Source organism: Frankia sp. AgB1.9 (assembly GCF_016786355.1).
Lineage (GTDB): Bacteria > Actinomycetota > Actinomycetes > Frankiales > Frankiaceae > Pseudofrankia.
This window is the reverse complement of sequence record NZ_JADWYX010000021.1, coordinates 36,924-52,176: the sequence shown is the minus strand read 5'-3', so window position 1 is coordinate 52,176 and position 15,253 is coordinate 36,924. Positions and strand designations below refer to the sequence as shown.

Genomic DNA, 15,253 nt, shown 5'->3' with positions numbered 1-15,253 from the left:
ACACGGACTGCCATGACGCGGACCCTGGTCGCCGGTGTGGGCAACGTGCTGCTCGGGGACGATGGCTTCGGGGTCGCGGTCGTCGGCCGGCTCGCCGCCGGGCCGCAACTGCCGCCCGGGGTCACCGTGGCCGACTACGGGATCGCCGGGACGCACCTGGCGTTCGACGCGGCCGGCGGCTGCGACGAGCTGCTGCTCATCGACGCGGTGCCGCCCTGGCCGGTAAGCCCGCCGGACGGTCCCGTCACCGGACCGTCCGGCGGACGCGCCGAGCTGGCCCAGCCCGGGGACCTACGGCTGCTGGAGCTGCCCGCTCCGGCGGCGGCGGCCTGGACCGCTACCCCGGGCCACGGCCCCGCGACGACCGAGACCGAGGCCGTGCCCCCGCCCGCCAGCACGCCCGGGGACGGGCACGCGATGACGCCCGACGCGGTGCTGCGGCTGCTGGCGCTGCTCGGCGGCGGTCCCGAGCGGGTGCTGCTGGTCGGCTGCGTGCCGGCCCGGGTCGAGGAGGGCCTGGGCCTGAGCCCACCGGTCGTCGCCGCCGTCGAGCCCGCGGCCCGCCTCGTGCGCGCGGTCCTCACCGGCGAGACCGGACAGCGAGCGCAGGCGCCACCGGGGCGGCCCGCGCGGGGAAGGAGCCCGACGTGATGCACAAGCTGCTGGTCGCGAGCCTGGTGGCCGCCGGCGCGACGGTCGCCGCGAAGTCCGTGTACCCGGACCTGCACCGCTACCTGGAGATGCGCCGAATGTGACGTGGCCGGATGTGAAGTGAAGGGGGTTCGCTCATGTGTCTCGGGATTCCCGGGGAGGTCGTCAGCCTGTCGACCGAAAGGCCGGACATCGCGACCGTGGCGGTCAGCGGGGTTCGGCGGGCGGTCAACATCGGCCTGCTCACGCAGGACCCACCGCGCCCCGGCGACTGGGTCCTCATCCACGTCGGGTTCGCGCTCTCGAAGATCGACGAACGGGAGGCCGCGGCCGCGATGGAGTTCCTCGAGGGCATCGGGCGCGCCTACGACGACGAGCTCGACGCCCTGCGCGCCTCGTCGATCGCCTAGACGACCAGCGCCTGGACGACCAGCGCCTGCACAGACCGGGCGTCTGGACGACCGGGCGCAGGCTGGCCGCGACACGACGGCGGCAGCCGACGACGACCAGGAAGGGGGGCCGGGCCGTGCGGTTCGTGGACGAGTACCGGGACGCCGACGCGGCGCGGGCACTGGCGGGCGAGATCGCCGGCAGCGTCGCGCCCGACCGGCAGTACCGGCTGATGGAGGTATGCGGCGGTCACACGCACACGATCTACAAGCACGGTCTGGAGGACTACCTGCCGGAGACGGTGACGCTGGTCCACGGCCCGGGCTGCCCGGTGTGCGTGATCCCGATGGGCCGCGTCGACGACGCGATGCACATCGCCCGGCAGCCAGACGTGATCATGACGACGTTCGGCGACCTGATGCGGGTCCCCGGCAGCCACGGCTCGTTCCTGGACGCGAACGCCGAGGGAACCGACATCCGGATGGTCTACTCCCCGCTGGACTCGCTGCGGATCGCGAAGGCCAACCCGGACCGCCAGGTCGTCTTCATGGCGATCGGCTTCGAGACGACGACCCCGTCCACGGCGCTGACGGTCAAGCGGGCCGCCGCCGAGGGGATCGAGAACTTCTCGGTGTTCTGCAACCACGTCCTGGTGAACCCGGCGATCAGGGCGATCCTCGACGACCCCGACCAGCGCCTCGACGGGTTCATCGGGCCCGGCCACGTCTCCTGCGTGATCGGCTGCGAGCCGTACCGGTTCGTCGCCGAGGACTACCACCGGCCGATCGTCGTGTCGGGCTTCGAGCCGCTGGACATCCTGCGCTCGATCCACCTGCTGCTGCGCCAGCTGGCCGACGGGCGGTGCGAGGTGGAGAACCAGTACACCCGGGTCGTCCCCTGGTACGGCAACCCGCGGGCCATCGCCGCGATCGACGAGGTGATGACGGTCCGCCCGACGTTCGAGTGGCGCGGCCTGGGCACGATCCCGGCCTCGGCGATGCGGGTGCGCGACGAGTACGCCGCGTTCGACGCGGAGCGCCGTTTCGAGGTGCCGGGGATCCGGGTCGCCGACCCGAAGGCCTGCCAGTGCGGTGAGGTCCTCAAGGGTGTGATCAAGCCCTGGGAGTGCAAGGTCTTCGGCACCGCGTGCACCCCGGAGACCCCGATCGGGACCTGCATGGTCTCCGCGGAGGGCGCCTGCGCCGCGTACTACAACTTCGGCCGCTTCACCCGCGCCCGCGTCCGCGCGGCCGCCGGCCTGGAGGTGACCGGGGCATGACGACGCAGGTCGACGACGCGACCCGGGAGCGCCGGGTGCTGGACCGGATCGAGACAGCGCGGCGGCGGCGCCCGAAGCTGCGCGATGAGCACATCACGATGGCGCACGGCGCCGGCGGCAAGGCGACGGCCGCGCTCGTCGACGCCGTGTTCCTGGAGGCGTTCCGCAACCCGGCGCTGGAGGCGCTCGACGACGGCGCCCACGTCGAGGCCGGCGGGGCGCGCCTCGTCCTGACCACCGACTCCTACGTCGTGACGCCGCTGTTCTTCCCCGGCGGCTGCATCGGCGACCTGGCCGTCAACGGCACCGTCAACGACCTGGCGGTCTGCGGCGCCAAGCCGCTGTACCTGACCTGCGGGTTCGTGCTGGAGGAGGGCTTCGCGGTCGCCGACCTGCGCCGGGTCGTCGCCGCGATGGCCGAGGCCGCCCGCGCGGCCGGCGTCAGCCTGGTCACCGGCGACACCAAGGTCGTCCCCCGCGGCCGGGCCGACGGCTGCTACGTCAACACGACCGGCCTCGGCGTGTTCCACCCGGGCGGCGGCGCCTTCGACGACGAGTTGCCGATGGACGGGGTGGTCGCCGCCGACGACCCGGTCGGTCCGTGGCCCGTCGGCTACACCCCGCCCGGTCACCGGCCCACGGATCCCGACCGCGTCGACCGCCTCGGGATGGCGCACGCGCGGCCCGGCGACCTCGTGCTCGTCTCCGGCCCGATCGGCGACCACGGCATCACGATCATGCTCGCCCGCGGCGAGCTCGACCTGGAGGCGGACCTGCGGTCGGACACCGCACCCCTGTCCGGCCTGGTCGAACGGCTGCTGACCGCCACCTCAGGCCCAGAGCACGGCGGTGGGGTGCGGACAATGCGCGACGCGACCCGCGGCGGCGTGGCGACGGTCCTGAACGAGCTGGCGATGGCGGCCGGCGTCGGCGTCGTCATCGACGAGGACGCCGTGCCGGTCCGCGAGGCCGTCCGCGGCGCCGCGGAGCTGCTCGGGATCGACCCGCTCTACGTCGCCTGCGAGGGCCGGCTCGTCGCCGTGGTCGCCCCCGAGGCCGCCGACGCCGCGCTGGCCGCCCTGCTGGCCGACCCGCTGGGTGCCGGCGCGACCGTCATCGGCCGCGTGGTGGACGACCCGCCCGGCCTGGTCCTGCTCAACACGGCCTTCGGCGGCACCCGCATCGTCGACATGCTCGTCGGCGACCCACTCCCTCGCATCTGCTGACCGGGGCCTGACCGGGGCCGGGCTCACCGGCCGCGTCGCGGCGACGGCCCCACCGACGAGGAGGCATGTCGATGCACGAGATGGGTGTGACCACGGAGATCGTCGAACGGGTCACCGACCGGCTGGCCAGCGCGGCGCCGCCGGGAGCGAAGGTCGCGGCGGTCCGCCTGGAGATCGGGCGGCTGTCCGGGTACACAGCCGAGTCCGTGCGGGGCTGCTTCGAGTTCGCCGCCGCCGGGACGCCCCTGGAGGGCGCCCGCCTCGACGTCACCGAGCCGGCCGGCCACGGGACCTGCCGGAGCTGCGGACATACCGTCGACGTCGCCGACCCGCTCGCCACCTGCCCGAGCTGCGGCGGCACCGACCTCATGGTCCAGGACGGCCAGCAGCTGCGGGTGCTGGGCGTCGAGCTCGCGCCCGACGCTCCGGCCGCCAACCAGGCGGGCTCCGGCTGAGGCAGGCGTCTCAGGGCTCAGGGTTGTGGAAGGCCGCGGGCCTCGCCCTCGCCCGGCCAGCCGGCCTCGATCGCCTCCGCCGCCGCTGTCCGGACCAGCCTGTCGGGGTCGCCGGTCGCCCGGTCGCGCAGCAGCGGCGGCGTCTCCGGATGGTCGTGCCAGTCCGCGGCGATCGCCTGGAGCGCTCGCGCCCGCACCTCGGGACCGTCGTCGCGGGTGGCGCGATCACGCACGAGTCCCAGCGTGCCGGCGTCGTCGAGCCAGCCGGTCACGATCGCCTCCAGCGCCGTCCGCCGGACCTGCCAGTGGGGGTCCCGCACAGCCCGGTCGCACAGGACCGCCAGCGTGGCGGGGTCGTCGTACCAGCCGACCGTGACCGCCCGGATCGCCGCCTCCCGGACGTCCACGGCCTCGTCGCGCGCAGCGCGGTCCAGCAGCAGTGGAGCGAGATCGGGGACGCCCGGCCATCTCGCGGCGAGAACCTTCAACGAGTCGGCCCGCACGACCGGGTCGTCGTCGTGGACGGCCCGGTCGCGCACCAGGGACAGGGTGGCGGGATCGTCCTTCCACACCCGCGCGACCGTCTTCACGGCCTCCGACCGGACGACGGGGACGGCTTCCTCGCGTACGAGCGTGACCAGGCACGGCCGAGTGTCCGGATGGTCGGGCCAGCCGCTGGCGACAGCCCATACGGCCATGCCTCTGACGAACCCGTCCGGGTCCGCGCCGAGCCGGCCCAGCAGGAAGGCCCGGGCGCGGTGACTGTCGCGCGTGTATGTGCCGAGGGCGTGCAGGGCGCCGCCTCGGACGTACGTGTCGGAGTCCTCGGTCGCGCGCTCGTACAGCAGCGGCAACGTGTCGGGATGGTCAGGAAAGCCCTCGGCGAGCGCGCGTACCGCCGCCTGTCGGACACTGTCGTCCTCGTCCTGGACGGCGCTGCGAGCGCGGCGAGCAGCTCGTCCATCGCGGCCGCCGGGTCGCGCCAGTAGTCCGCGACTCGTTCGGCGAACGTGAGGCTCTCGACGTCCGCCTCGGAGTCCATCAGCAGTGGGAAGACCCGGACCCGGTCGCTCCTCGCCTGGGCCGCGCGGACCAGCCGGCGGGCGAACCTGGTGCCCACCGCCCGGACCGTCCCGCACAGCACCACCGGCCCGCCGGCCATGAGCGCCCGGGCGGCCTCCTCGACGAGGCTCTCGCCGACCAGCACCTCGCCCTCGTGCCAGACGGCGTAGCCCGCACCCCGCAGCGGCCCGGCGACCGCCTCGGCCAGCGCTCCCTCGCCCGGCGCCGTGGCGAGCACGACCGTCCAGGTCACCGGGCCCGGTCCATCGCCCGCAGCAGGGCGTCGACACCGGCCCGCCAGTCGGCCGTCAGATCGGCGGCCTTGAGGTCCGCGAGCAGCGCCGGCGCCTCGTGGCCGGTCAGCACCGCCGGCAGCAGCCGGGTGCCGCTGTTCTCCAGCTGCCGCGCCACGGCCGGCGCCCACTCTCGGGTTATCCAGGGCGCGGTCACCCCGGCGACCGACAGGCAGAGCACGACGTACTGGGCTCCGGCAAGCCCCTCGTTCATCTTCTCGACGATCGAGTCCCCGATCTCGATCTCCCACAGGTCCAGCCAGACCTCGTGGCCCGCGGCCTGGAGGTCCCGGGCCAGCCGCTCGGCGGGGACCGCGTCGACGCCCCGATGAGACACGAAGACCTTTGCCACCTGGCCCCCCGGATCCGCCTCGAACTGGCGGTGACTTCAGCAGCACGTAGCGCACCAGAAGGGTTCGTGCCGGGACGTCGCCGGAGGCGTCCAGCCTGCACCTCGCCGGAGGCGTCCTGCCTGCTCAGCGCTGGGCGCCGGCGACCGCTGCCTGGCCAAGGCTGATGCCGCCGTCGTTGGTCGGGACGCGGGAGTGCGTCAGGACGGTCAGGCCGGCGGCGCGGAGCCCGACGCTCACCTCGTCGAGCAGGCGCTGGTTGGCGAAGACGCCGCCGGACAGGGCGGCCGTGCGGACGCCGGTCTGCTCGGCGAGACGTTCACAGACGGTGACGATGGTCCGGGCGAGTGTCGCGTGAAACCGGGCGGCGACGCGGGCGTGGTCGGTGCCGGCACGCAGGTCCTCTACGACGGCGGCCACCAGGTCGATGCCCTGGATCCGCCACGGGTCCAGGGCAGGTCGGGGCGGCCGAACGATCCTCGGCGGCGGGTAGGACTCCCGTTCCGCCGGGTCGGCGAGCTGTTCGAGCTCGATCGCGGCCTGGCCCTCGTAGTTCACGGTGTCGCGCACGTCGAGGATCGCGGCCACGGCGTCGAACAGCCGGCCCGCGCTGCTCGTCAGCGGCGCGGCGACACCCCGATCGGCCATCGCGACAATCGACTCCCAGTCGGCGGCGTTCCGCTCGCGGACGGACAGCCCGGCGGCGTCCACCCCGGCCGCGGTCAGGTAGGCCGCGGCCATCCGCCACGGGGCACGGATCGCTGCGGCGCCGCCGGGCATCGCGACGGGATCCAGGTGGGCAAGTCGCGTGAAGCCGGTCAGGTCGGCGAGCAGAACCTCACCGCCCCACAGGGTGCCGTCGATGCCGTATCCCAGGCCGTCGAAGGCCACGCCGAGCACGGGGCCGGAGTGCCGGTTGTCCGCGAGGCAGGACGCGATGTGCGCGTGATGATGCTGAACCCCGACCACGGCCAGGCCGTCGTCCTCGGAGCGGTCCAGCGCGTACTTCGTCGACAGGTACTCCGGATGCAGGTCGTGGGCGATGACCTCGGGACGGACGTCGAAGAGCCGCTCGTAGTGGGCGATGCCGGCGGTGAAAGCGCTGAAGGTCTCGTAGTTCTCCAGGTCGCCGACGTGCTGGGAGACGAAGGCGTACCGGCTGCGCGTCAGGCAGAACGTGCTCTTCAGCTCCGCTCCGCAGGCGAGGACCGGGCGCGGCGTCTCCCGGGCCATACCGAGCGGTTCCGGCGCGTACCCCCGGGCCCGGCGGACCAGTTGCTCCCGCTCCACCACTGACCGTGAGTCCGGCTCTCCCGTGGACCGCCGGGCCGACTCGCCCGCCAGGCCCCGTTCCCGCTCCGGCCCGCTCGGCAGGGCCGGGAGGACGCGGACGACCGAGTCGTCGGCACGGATGTGGATCGGGCGGTCGTGGACGAGGAAGTAGTCCGCGATCGGGCCGAGGCGGTCGAAGGCCTCGTCGTCGCGGTACACGATCGGCTCGTCGGACACGTTCCCGCTGGTCAGCACCAGCGGGCCGCCGAACGCGGCGAGCAGCAGGTGGTGCGCCGGCGTGTACGGCGTCATCACCCCGAGCTGGCGGGTCCCCGGCGCGACGGACGGGGCGACGCCGCGGTTGCCACCCAGCGCGTCCAGCAACACGATCGGCCGGCGCCGGCCGGTGAGCAGCCGTTCGGCCACCGGCCCGACGGCGCACAGCTCCCGGGCGGCGGACACGTCGGCGACCATCACCGCGAACGGCTTGTCCGCGCGGTGCTTGCGGCCGCGCAGCCGGGCCGCCGCGGCCTCGGAGCGCGCGTCGACGGCCAGGTGGTAACCACCGAGCCCCTTCATCGCGAGCACCGCGCCCGCCCGCAGCAGCTCGGCGGACCGCTCGATCGGGTCCACGTCGAGCGGCCGGCCGGCCCGGTCGAGCAGGCGCAGCCGAGGGCCGCAGTCGGAGCAGCACACCGGCTGGGCGTGGAACCGCCGGTCAGCGGGGTCGTGGTACTCGGCCGCGCAGGCCAGGCACATCGCGAACCCGGCCATCGTCGTCGCGGGCCGGTCGTACGGGACATCCCGGATGATCGTGAACCGGGGGCCACAGTTCGTGCAGTTGATGAACGGGTAGCGGTACCGGCGGTCGGCCGGGTCGGCGAGCTCGGCCAGACAGTCCGCGCAGGTCGCGCAGTCCGCCGACACCAGGGTGGTGCGCGCGCCCGCGGCCTCGCTCGCGGCGATCCGGAACCCGCCGCCCGCCGGGAGGCCGGCCCGGCCTGGTCGCGCCGCCAAGCCGACGCGGGTCTCGGCCCGGTCGGTGTCTGCCGGCTCGCCCACCGGCACCCCCGCCCGCCCGACCGTTGGCTGGTACCCGCGGGTCGGCTGCTCATCCGTGGACCGCTCACGGACCACGATCTCCTCGACGACGGCGAGGGGCGGCGCCTCGTCGCGCAGCGCGGCCAGGAACGCCTTGATCGCCGACCTGCTGCCCGACGCCTCGATGTGGACGCCGGTCGGGCTGTTGGCGACCTCACCGACGAGGTGCTGACGGCTGGCCAGTGCGTAGACGAAGGGGCGGAACCCCACTCCCTGCACGATCCCGTCCACGTCGACGGCGATCCGCTCGACCCCGCCCTGGCCATCGGCATCCGACGTGGCAGGTCCGCCCACGTTGTCTCGCCCGGTCCGGCTCACCATGGCCGCAGTGTTCCCGGCCACCCGCCAACCAGCCCGCGCCACCACGACCGGCGACAGCGCGAAGATCGCCCCTTCGGCCCTCAGGCGGTCGTAGCCGGGACCCCGGCGCAGCCATCCGCGGGCCGAGACAGCGATCTTGTCGCCGGTGTCAGCCGCCGCCGAGGTCCGGCTCGCAGTCATACCTTGTGGACCGGGGAATGACCCCGGACCCTCGTCGCTTTAGATAGTTGCGTCAGCAACTACCTAGCAGACCAGATACACCGCACCAGAGAGAAGGACAGCCACCATGGCTGCAGCGACCACGAACCGCGAGGCCAGCGTCGACATCCGGCGCGCGGACGACCGGTCCGCGACCCGGATCGGCTGGCTCGACTCCAAGCACTCGTTCTCGTTCGGGCACCACTACGACCCGACCAACACCCACCACGGCCTGCTGCTGGTCAACAACGACGACATCGTCGCGCCGGGCACCGGCTTCGATACGCACCCACACCGGGACATGGAGATCGTCACCTGGGTGCTGTCGGGCGCCCTCGTCCACCAGGACTCGATCGGGACCTCGGGCGTCATCTACCCGGGCCTGGCCCAGCGGATGAGCGCCGGCACCGGCATCCTGCACTCCGAGAAGAACGACGCCTGGCGGCTGACCGGCGCCGACGAGCACACCGAGCCCGTGCACTTCGTCCAGATGTGGGTCGTCCCGGACGCGGCCGGCGTCGAGCCCGGCTACGAGCAGCTGGAGATCGACGGCGAGCTGCTCGCGGGCGGCCTGGTGACGGTCGCGTCCGGCCTGGAGCGGGACGCCGACCAGGCGGCCATCCGCATCTCGAACAAGTACGCCGCCCTGCACGCCGCCCGCCTGGAGCCGGGCCGGACCGTGACCCTGCCCGACGCGCCGTTCCTGCACCTGTTCGTCCCGAACGGCGCGGTGACGCTGGAGGGCGAGGGCGCGCTGAGCCAGGGCGACGCCGTCCGCTTCACCGCGACCGGCGGCAACACCGTCACCGCGACCGAGCCGAGCGAGATCCTGGTCTGGGAGATGCACGCCACCGTCCGCGGCTAGGCGGCTCGCTCGACCGAAGGTGGCTGACGAGGCCGGCGGCTACGATCAGCGATGTGACGGAGCAGACGGCCATGGCGCACCGGCCGCTGCGGCGGGACGCCGAACGCAACCGCCGGCGAATTCTGGAAGGCGCGGCGGCGGCGTTCGCCGAGCAGGGCCTCGACGTCACGACCGATGAGATCGCCCGGCGGTCCGGGGTGGGCATCGGCACGTTCTACCGGCGGTTCCCGACCAAGGAGCTGCTGATCGAGGCCCTGTTCGAGGACCGGATCGGCAAGCTGGTGGAGCTCGCCGAGGAGTGCCTGCGCGACGAGGACCCGTGGAGCGGGCTGGTGTCCTTCCTCGACCAGGCGACCGCCCGCCAGGTCGCCGACCGCGGCCTCAAGGAGCTGGTCTTCTCGACGGCGCACGGGCGGGCCCGGATCTCCGCCGACCGGGACCGGATCGGGCCGCTGTTCTTCGCCCTGGTCGAGCGGGCCCCGCTGGCCGGCCAGCTGCGGCCCGACGTCGCCGGCACCGACCTCGGGCTGGTCCAGCTGATGCTGACCGCCGTCGCCGACTTCACCCGCGACGTGGCCCCCGAGTCCTGGCGGCGCTTCCTGGCGATCATGCTCGACGGCCTGCGGACCAGCCGCGACGCTCCGAGCCCGCTGCCGGCCTCGGCGCTCGACCCGGCCCAGGTCACCCAGATCATGGCCTGCTACCGCCCGCAGGGCCGCTGACCTCGACCGCCGAGGAAATGGCCGGCGAGGACCCGGCCGCCGCGGCGAACAGGCGCCCGACGGCACGGACGTGCTCGGCGAAGGCCGGCGGCCCGACGACCGTGAACGGCGCGCCGACCCGGGTGAGCACGAGCGCGGGCCAGGCCAGGTCGTCGGCGGCCATCCGCAGCCGGCAGCGGCCCGGCTCCGCGTCGCCGGCCGGCCCCCCGTCCCCAGCCGGTTCGGCGTCCCCGGCAGGCTCGGCGGTCCCCCAGCGGCCGACGACCCGGGCGACCGCCTCCACCGGCGCGTCGACGAGCACCTCCACCTGGTGACTCTCCCGGGACGGCCCGGTCCGCACGGCCGCGCGCACGAACGCGGCGGCGTCGCCACCCGGCAGCTCGCGGGGCCGAAACCGCGGCCCGGTCGTCAGCGGCCCGGCGATCCGGTCCAGCCGGAACGTGCGCCAGTCGTCCCGGTTCACGTCGAACCCGACGAGGTACCAGCGACCGCCCAGTGACACCAGCCGGTGTGGCTCTACCCGGCGGCGGCTGGCGTTGCCCTCCCGGTCGGTGTAGTCGAACCGCGCCTGCTCGTCCGCCCGCGCCGCCAGCGCCAGCGCGGTCAGCAGCGCCGCGTCGACGGGCGGGCCGGCGACCGCCACCGGCACGGTGTAGGCGCCGAGCGCGTCGGCGCGGTGCCGCAGCCGGCGCGGGATCACCTGGATGACCTTCGCCAGCGCCCGGACCGACGCCTCCTCGATCCCGGCCACCGAGCCGGTGACGGCCGCGCGCAGCCCGACGATGATCGCCACTGCCTCGTCGTCGTCCAGCAGCAGCGGCGGCACGGCCGCGCCGGCCTTCAGCTGGTACCCGCCGGCCACGCCCCGGCTGGCCCGGACGGGGTAGCCCAGCTCGCGCAGCCGCTCGACGTCGCGACGCAGCGTCCGCGCGCTCACGGCCAGCCGCTCGGCCAGCTCCGCCCCGGCCCAGTACCGGTGGGTCTGCAGCAGTGCCAGCAGCCGGAGCATCCGCGCGCTCGGCGACGTGCCCGGCGACCCTGCGTGACCGGTCCCGTCGTCCGTCTCGTCCGGCCCGCTTGTCTCGTCCGGCTCGCCGGTCTCGTCGAAGGCGTCGTGCTCCTCGATCGCGACCGGTTTCCTGAGCGGGTCCGGCTCGATGGGCCGGCCTGGCTCGTTGGGCACCGCGGGCTCGTCAGGCACGGCTGTCTCCTCGGAAGACGCGGCGATCCGGGTCCGGCACGCCTCCAGCATGCCGTCGAACAGGGCCAGAAGCTGGCCGCAATAGCCCGGTCGAGGAGCGGGACCGAAGCCGGTCCGGGGGCCAGCGGGCCTACGTCACCGAGGACCGGGAAGATAGCCTCCGGGGAGGAAGATCCGTGCAAGGAGCCGGCGCGCGAGGCGACGCCTGGCGTCGCGTCGCTGGGACGGGGTGGTCGGGCTGCCGGACGTGATCCCCCTCGGGCCGGGTGACCCGCGCCGGATCGGCCCGTACCGGGTGCTGGGGCTGCTCGGGAAGGGCGGGATGAGCTCGGTCTACCTCGCCCGCCGCCTCGCCGAGAACACCGACCCGGACGCCACCAGCCGGCCCGGGCGCACCGAGACCGGTCCGCTGGTCGCGGTCAAGGTGATCGACGAGGACCTGGCCCAGCTGCCGGCGTTCCGGGAGCGGTTCCGCCGCGAGGCGCGGGCGGCCCGGCGAGTGGCCCGGTTCTGCACCGCCGAGGTCCTCGACGTCGACGTCGCCGCGCGCCGGCCGTACCTGGTGACGGAGTTCATCGACGGCCCGACGCTGGGCACCGCCGTCGAGCAAAGCGGACCGCTGCCGCCGGCCGAGCTGGAGCGGCTCGCGGTCTCGGTCGCCTCGGCGCTGACGGCGATCCACGCGGCCGGCGTCATCCACCGGGACCTGAAGCCCGGCAACATCATGCTGTCCCGATCCGGCTGGCGGGTGATCGACTTCGGGATCTGCCGCCCGCTCGACGACGCCACCAACATCACCATCGGCCGGCTCGGCACCCCGGTCTTCATGGCCCCCGAGCAGGCCCGCGACCTGCCCGCGACGACCGCGACCGACGTGCACGCCTGGGGCGCCATCGTCGCCTTCGCCGCGACGGGCCGGCCCCCGTTCGGCGAGCCGTCCCTGATGGAGCTGCTGCGCCGGGTGATGCACGACCCGCCCGACCTGACCGGCCTGCCCGCCGCGCTGCGCCCCGTCGTCGCCCGCGCGTTCGCGAAGGACCCCGCCCGCCGGCCCCCGGCCCGCGAGCTGCTGCTCGGTCTCATGGACGTGGCCGCCGAGGCCAACGCGACGGCCGAGGCCGCCGAGTTCGACGGCGAGGCGACCCAGCGGCTCCCCATCGGCACCGCCGCGCTCCTCCCGCTCGCGCCACCCGGCGCCGGCCGGCGGCCGGCCCCGTCGCCACCCCCGGCCCCACCGGCACCCCCTACGCCCTTAGCGCCCCAGACACCCCCGGCGCCCCCGACGCCTTTAGCGCCCCCAGCACCCCCAGCGCCCTGGGCAACCCCCGAGCCCCCGCTTCAGGCTCAGCAGCCTCAGGACCCGAGGTCGACCGCCGCCCGCCTGGCCGACCTGGCGGACCGGGCCCGTCCCTGGGTGCGCAAACTGCCCGACCTGCGCCGCCACCGCTCCTGACCGCAACGGCCTGACGCGGCGCCAGGAGGTCCCCGCCCAACCCTGCCGCTCAGAGCGCCAGCCAGGAACGCCGCTCGCGCCGAGGGCCTGGCCGAAGCCAAGCGGGAGGCGCTGCTGGCGGTGCTCGCCGCCCGCGGCATCGAGGTGCCCGACGAGCTGCGCGAGAAGGTCCTCGGCTGTGGAGAGCTCGACCAGCTCGACACCTGGTTCCATCGCTCCCTCACCGCGACGAACGTCCAGGACGTCGTCTCCGAATAGGACGCGACCCAGTGCCGTATCCGGCCAGGTCCGCCCGCTGACTTGATCGCCGTTTCGGCCCTCGCATGGTCACAAAAACGCCGCAGTTACAGCCATGCGAGGGCGAAGACAGCGATCTTGCTGCCCTCGGACGAGGCGAACCTTGTCGGACGCGGCGCCTACCCGGCCGTCGGCGGGGGCGCGGCGGTCGGCGTGTCGGCGGCGTGGGCGTCGAGGTGGCCGCTGGCGATCAGGACCAGCAGCAGGATGCCGAGCGCGACCCGGTAGATGACGAACGGCGCGAAGCTCCTGGTGGAGATGTAACGCAGGAACCAGGCGATCGCCGAGTAGCCGACCACGAACGCGATCGCCGTGGCGAGCACCGTGGGCCCCCAGGCGACGTTGCTGCCCGGGACGTCCTTCAGCTCGAACAGGCCGGAGGCGAGCACGGCCGGGATCGCGAGCAGGAACGAGTACCGCGCCGCGGCCTCGCGGGTGTAGCCGAGGAAAAGCCCACCGCTGACGGTCGCGCCGGAGCGGGACACCCCCGGGACCAGCGCCAGCGACTGGCACAGGCCGTAGATCAGCCCGTCGCGGACGGTCAGGTCCTCGACCGTCTTGCGCGGGCGTGGGAACGCGTGCCGACCACGCCGGCCGGCCTGGGAGGCGTAGAGGTCGGCGGCGCCGAGGATCAGGCCGAGCACGATCAGCGTCATCGCGATGAGCCGAAGGTCCCGGAACGGCCCCTCGATGGTGTTCTTCAGCGTCACGCCGAGCAGACAGACCGGGATCGAGCCGATGATGATGAGCCAGCCCATCCGGGCGTCCAGCGTCTGGCGCATCTTCGGGTCCCGCAGCGACCGGGCCCAGGCCGACACGATCCGGGCGATGTCCTTGCGGAAGTAGAGCAGGACCGCCGTCTCGGTGCCGATCTGGCTCACGGCGGTGAACGCCGCGCCAGGGTCCTCCCAGCCGGCGAGCGCGGCCACGATCCGCAGGTGCGCGCTGGAGGAGACGGGAAGGAACTCGGTCAGCCCCTGGACCAGACCGAGGGCACCACCCTGGAACCAGTTCACGCGGCGGCAGCCGGGCTGGTGAGAGGGACCGCCGGGCCATCGGCGGCGGCGCTGGCTGGGCTGCGCCGGCCCGCGGGCTCACGCGGCGAGTCGCCGGAGCGCGTTCCGTACCTGGTCACGGCGCCTGAGATTAGCCGACGCCGTCCCGGCGCCGGCAAGCAGGCCATCGGCGCCCATCCCGCGGCGGCGGGGGCGAATCGGGGCCATCAAGCGTGAACCGGGATCTAGCCGCCCAATCCGGAAGCTACTCGCCCGCGAGAGTGACTCTGCCAGGAGACCCTTCTCACGCGGTCCACCCCGCGCGCGAGGGCCTTGACTCCCGGTACGTTCGGGAAACCTCAGGCGAATGCGGAGGAAACTCCGATAGAACAGGCTGTGTGATGTGCGGACAACTCAGGGAAACTCTCCCGGGCGAGCGGTCCACCTCTCCGCCCGTCGCCACCACCAGAGCCATCGCCCGCAGCCAGCCGGCCGGGCCGGCGAGATGACCGCGCCCGCGCCGACAGCGCCGGGCACCCGCCGCCAGGCGACCGGCGCGGCCGTCTTCCCGGAGCGGCTCGCGAACGACCTCGCCACCGTCGTCTCGACCCGCGGCGGGCGCACCGAGCGGCTCGCCGACGAGGTCGTCGACGCCGCCCGGCTACTGTGGCAGGCCGTCGGAGCCCAACAGCCGGCGGCCACCCCGGCGGCGTTCGAGAAGCTGCGCCCGCGTCACATCCAGGTGCTGCGGCTGCTGGCGAGCCAGCCGGGGATCTCGGTGCGGGTCGCCGCCGAGGCCCTCTCGATGCGCCCGCACAACCTGTCCACCCTGCTGACCGACCTGGTCGGCGCCGGCCTCGTCGAGCGGCACGGCGACCCCCGCGACCGCAGGATCGCCCGCCTCTATCTCTCCGACGAGGCCCGCAAGGAGGTCGAGGGCGTCGAGCGCGGCCTGCACGACGCCGTCGTCGACGTCCTCGGCCGGCTTACCGACGTCGACCAGGGCCGCATCCGCGCCGCCCTGCCGGCCTTGCACCGCCTCGTCACCGGCCTCACCGAGGCGACCGGCCCCACCCCCTGACACCGCGGGGGGCCAAGGCATCCCTCGGCCCCCGCGGTTCG

Annotated in this window: 16 protein-coding genes; 11 read left to right on the top strand and 5 right to left on the bottom strand. The window is 74.2% G+C overall.

Annotation, left to right across the window (positions count from 1 at the left end; genetic code table 11):
- Nucleotides 1-12: 12 nt before the first annotated feature.
- The 6 genes from I6A60_RS10420 to I6A60_RS10400 all read left to right on the top strand — a co-directional run bounded on the left by I6A60_RS10420 (nt 13) and on the right by I6A60_RS10400 (nt 4,001).
- Nucleotides 13-651: a hydrogenase maturation protease gene (locus tag I6A60_RS10420; protein WP_203042235.1), complete on the top strand. Its 639-nt coding sequence runs from the start codon at nt 13-15 to the stop codon at nt 649-651.
- Nucleotides 651-755 (top strand): hypothetical protein, encoded by a 105-nt coding sequence (locus I6A60_RS43965; RefSeq protein WP_374113346.1) that lies wholly within the window; start codon nt 651-653, stop codon nt 753-755. Before I6A60_RS10420 ends, I6A60_RS43965 begins: the two co-directional genes overlap by 1 nt.
- 33 nt (nt 756-788) lie before the next feature.
- Nucleotides 789-1,061 (top strand): HypC/HybG/HupF family hydrogenase formation chaperone, encoded by a 273-nt coding sequence (locus I6A60_RS10415; protein ID WP_203023531.1) that lies wholly within the window; start codon nt 789-791, stop codon nt 1,059-1,061.
- Nucleotides 1,062-1,177: 116 nt separating this feature from the next.
- Complete coding sequence (gene hypD / locus I6A60_RS10410) at nt 1,178-2,320, top strand: hydrogenase formation protein HypD (RefSeq protein WP_203023532.1); 1,143 nt, start codon at nt 1,178-1,180, stop codon at nt 2,318-2,320.
- A complete protein-coding gene (locus tag I6A60_RS10405; RefSeq protein WP_238435159.1) occupies nt 2,317-3,546 on the top strand; it encodes a hydrogenase expression/formation protein HypE in 1,230 nt (409 codons plus the stop codon). Before hypD ends, I6A60_RS10405 begins: the two co-directional genes overlap by 4 nt.
- A gap of 71 nt (nt 3,547-3,617) precedes the next feature.
- Nucleotides 3,618-4,001: a hydrogenase maturation nickel metallochaperone HypA gene (locus I6A60_RS10400; protein ID WP_203023533.1), complete on the top strand. Its 384-nt coding sequence runs from the start codon at nt 3,618-3,620 to the stop codon at nt 3,999-4,001.
- A 17-nt stretch (nt 4,002-4,018) separates the two neighbouring features.
- On the opposite strand, the gene I6A60_RS43960 is transcribed toward I6A60_RS10400, so the two are convergent.
- From I6A60_RS43960 to I6A60_RS10380, 3 genes are all read right to left on the bottom strand, one after another.
- Nucleotides 4,019-5,140 (bottom strand): HEAT repeat domain-containing protein, encoded by a 1,122-nt coding sequence (locus tag I6A60_RS43960; RefSeq protein ID WP_374486941.1) that lies wholly within the window; start codon nt 5,138-5,140, stop codon nt 4,019-4,021.
- 172 nt (nt 5,141-5,312) lie between these two features.
- Nucleotides 5,313-5,708, bottom strand: a complete 396-nt coding sequence (locus tag I6A60_RS10385) for a toll/interleukin-1 receptor domain-containing protein (RefSeq protein WP_203023536.1) — start codon at nt 5,706-5,708, stop codon at nt 5,313-5,315.
- Nucleotides 5,709-5,832: 124 nt separating this feature from the next.
- Nucleotides 5,833-8,580, bottom strand: coding sequence for a carbamoyltransferase HypF (locus I6A60_RS10380; protein WP_238435158.1), 2,748 nt, complete (start codon nt 8,578-8,580; stop codon nt 5,833-5,835).
- Between the two features lie 106 nt (nt 8,581-8,686).
- Here I6A60_RS10380 and I6A60_RS10375 point away from each other — a divergent pair, with 106 nt between their 5' ends.
- Both I6A60_RS10375 and I6A60_RS10370 read left to right on the top strand, forming a co-directional pair.
- Complete coding sequence (locus I6A60_RS10375; protein ID WP_203023537.1) at nt 8,687-9,463, top strand: pirin-like bicupin family protein; 777 nt, start codon at nt 8,687-8,689, stop codon at nt 9,461-9,463.
- A 53-nt stretch (nt 9,464-9,516) separates the two neighbouring features.
- Entirely contained in the window at nt 9,517-10,185 is a 669-nt protein-coding gene (locus I6A60_RS10370; protein ID WP_307873623.1) for a helix-turn-helix domain-containing protein, read from the top strand.
- Here the strand turns inward: I6A60_RS10370 and I6A60_RS10365 are convergent.
- Complete coding sequence (locus I6A60_RS10365; protein ID WP_238435177.1) at nt 10,154-11,194, bottom strand: YafY family protein; 1,041 nt, start codon at nt 11,192-11,194, stop codon at nt 10,154-10,156. The genes I6A60_RS10370 and I6A60_RS10365 overlap by 32 nt on opposite strands.
- 421 nt (nt 11,195-11,615) lie before the next feature.
- Between I6A60_RS10365 and I6A60_RS10360 the strand changes: the two genes are divergently transcribed.
- Nucleotides 11,616-12,839, top strand: coding sequence for a serine/threonine-protein kinase (locus I6A60_RS10360; protein ID WP_203055601.1), 1,224 nt, complete (start codon nt 11,616-11,618; stop codon nt 12,837-12,839).
- A 120-nt stretch (nt 12,840-12,959) separates the two neighbouring features.
- On the top strand, nt 12,960-13,097 hold the full coding sequence (locus I6A60_RS10355) for a hypothetical protein (protein WP_203013432.1): 138 nt from the start codon (nt 12,960-12,962) through the stop codon (nt 13,095-13,097).
- Nucleotides 13,098-13,255: 158 nt separating this feature from the next.
- Here I6A60_RS10355 and I6A60_RS10350 read toward each other — a convergent pair whose 3' ends face one another.
- Nucleotides 13,256-14,152, bottom strand: coding sequence for an undecaprenyl-diphosphate phosphatase (locus I6A60_RS10350; RefSeq protein WP_203013435.1), 897 nt, complete (start codon nt 14,150-14,152; stop codon nt 13,256-13,258).
- Between the two features lie 484 nt (nt 14,153-14,636).
- Between I6A60_RS10350 and I6A60_RS10345 the strand changes: the two genes are divergently transcribed.
- On the top strand, nt 14,637-15,212 hold the full coding sequence (locus I6A60_RS10345; protein ID WP_203013449.1) for a MarR family winged helix-turn-helix transcriptional regulator: 576 nt from the start codon (nt 14,637-14,639) through the stop codon (nt 15,210-15,212).
- Nucleotides 15,213-15,253: the final 41 nt, after the last annotated feature.

Bases quoted from the DNA above. Each gene is read 5' to 3' on its own strand.
- I6A60_RS10415 (WP_203023531.1), top strand. From the start codon at position 789: ATGTGTCTCGGGATTCCCGGGGAGGTCGTCAGCCTGTCGACCGAAAGG.
- I6A60_RS10380 (WP_238435158.1), bottom strand. From the start codon at position 8,580: ATGACTGCGAGCCGGACCTCGGCGGCGGCTGACACCGGCGACAAGATC.
- I6A60_RS10375 (WP_203023537.1), top strand. From the start codon at position 8,687: ATGGCTGCAGCGACCACGAACCGCGAGGCCAGCGTCGACATCCGGCGC.
- I6A60_RS10405 (WP_238435159.1), top strand. From the start codon at position 2,317: ATGACGACGCAGGTCGACGACGCGACCCGGGAGCGCCGGGTGCTGGAC.
- I6A60_RS10365 (WP_238435177.1), bottom strand. From the start codon at position 11,194: ATGCTCCGGCTGCTGGCACTGCTGCAGACCCACCGGTACTGGGCCGGG.
- I6A60_RS43965 (WP_374113346.1), top strand. From the start codon at position 651: ATGCACAAGCTGCTGGTCGCGAGCCTGGTGGCCGCCGGCGCGACGGTC.
- I6A60_RS10345 (WP_203013449.1), top strand. From the start codon at position 14,637: ATGACCGCGCCCGCGCCGACAGCGCCGGGCACCCGCCGCCAGGCGACC.
- I6A60_RS10400 (WP_203023533.1), top strand. From the start codon at position 3,618: ATGCACGAGATGGGTGTGACCACGGAGATCGTCGAACGGGTCACCGAC.
- I6A60_RS10420 (WP_203042235.1), top strand. From the start codon at position 13: ATGACGCGGACCCTGGTCGCCGGTGTGGGCAACGTGCTGCTCGGGGAC.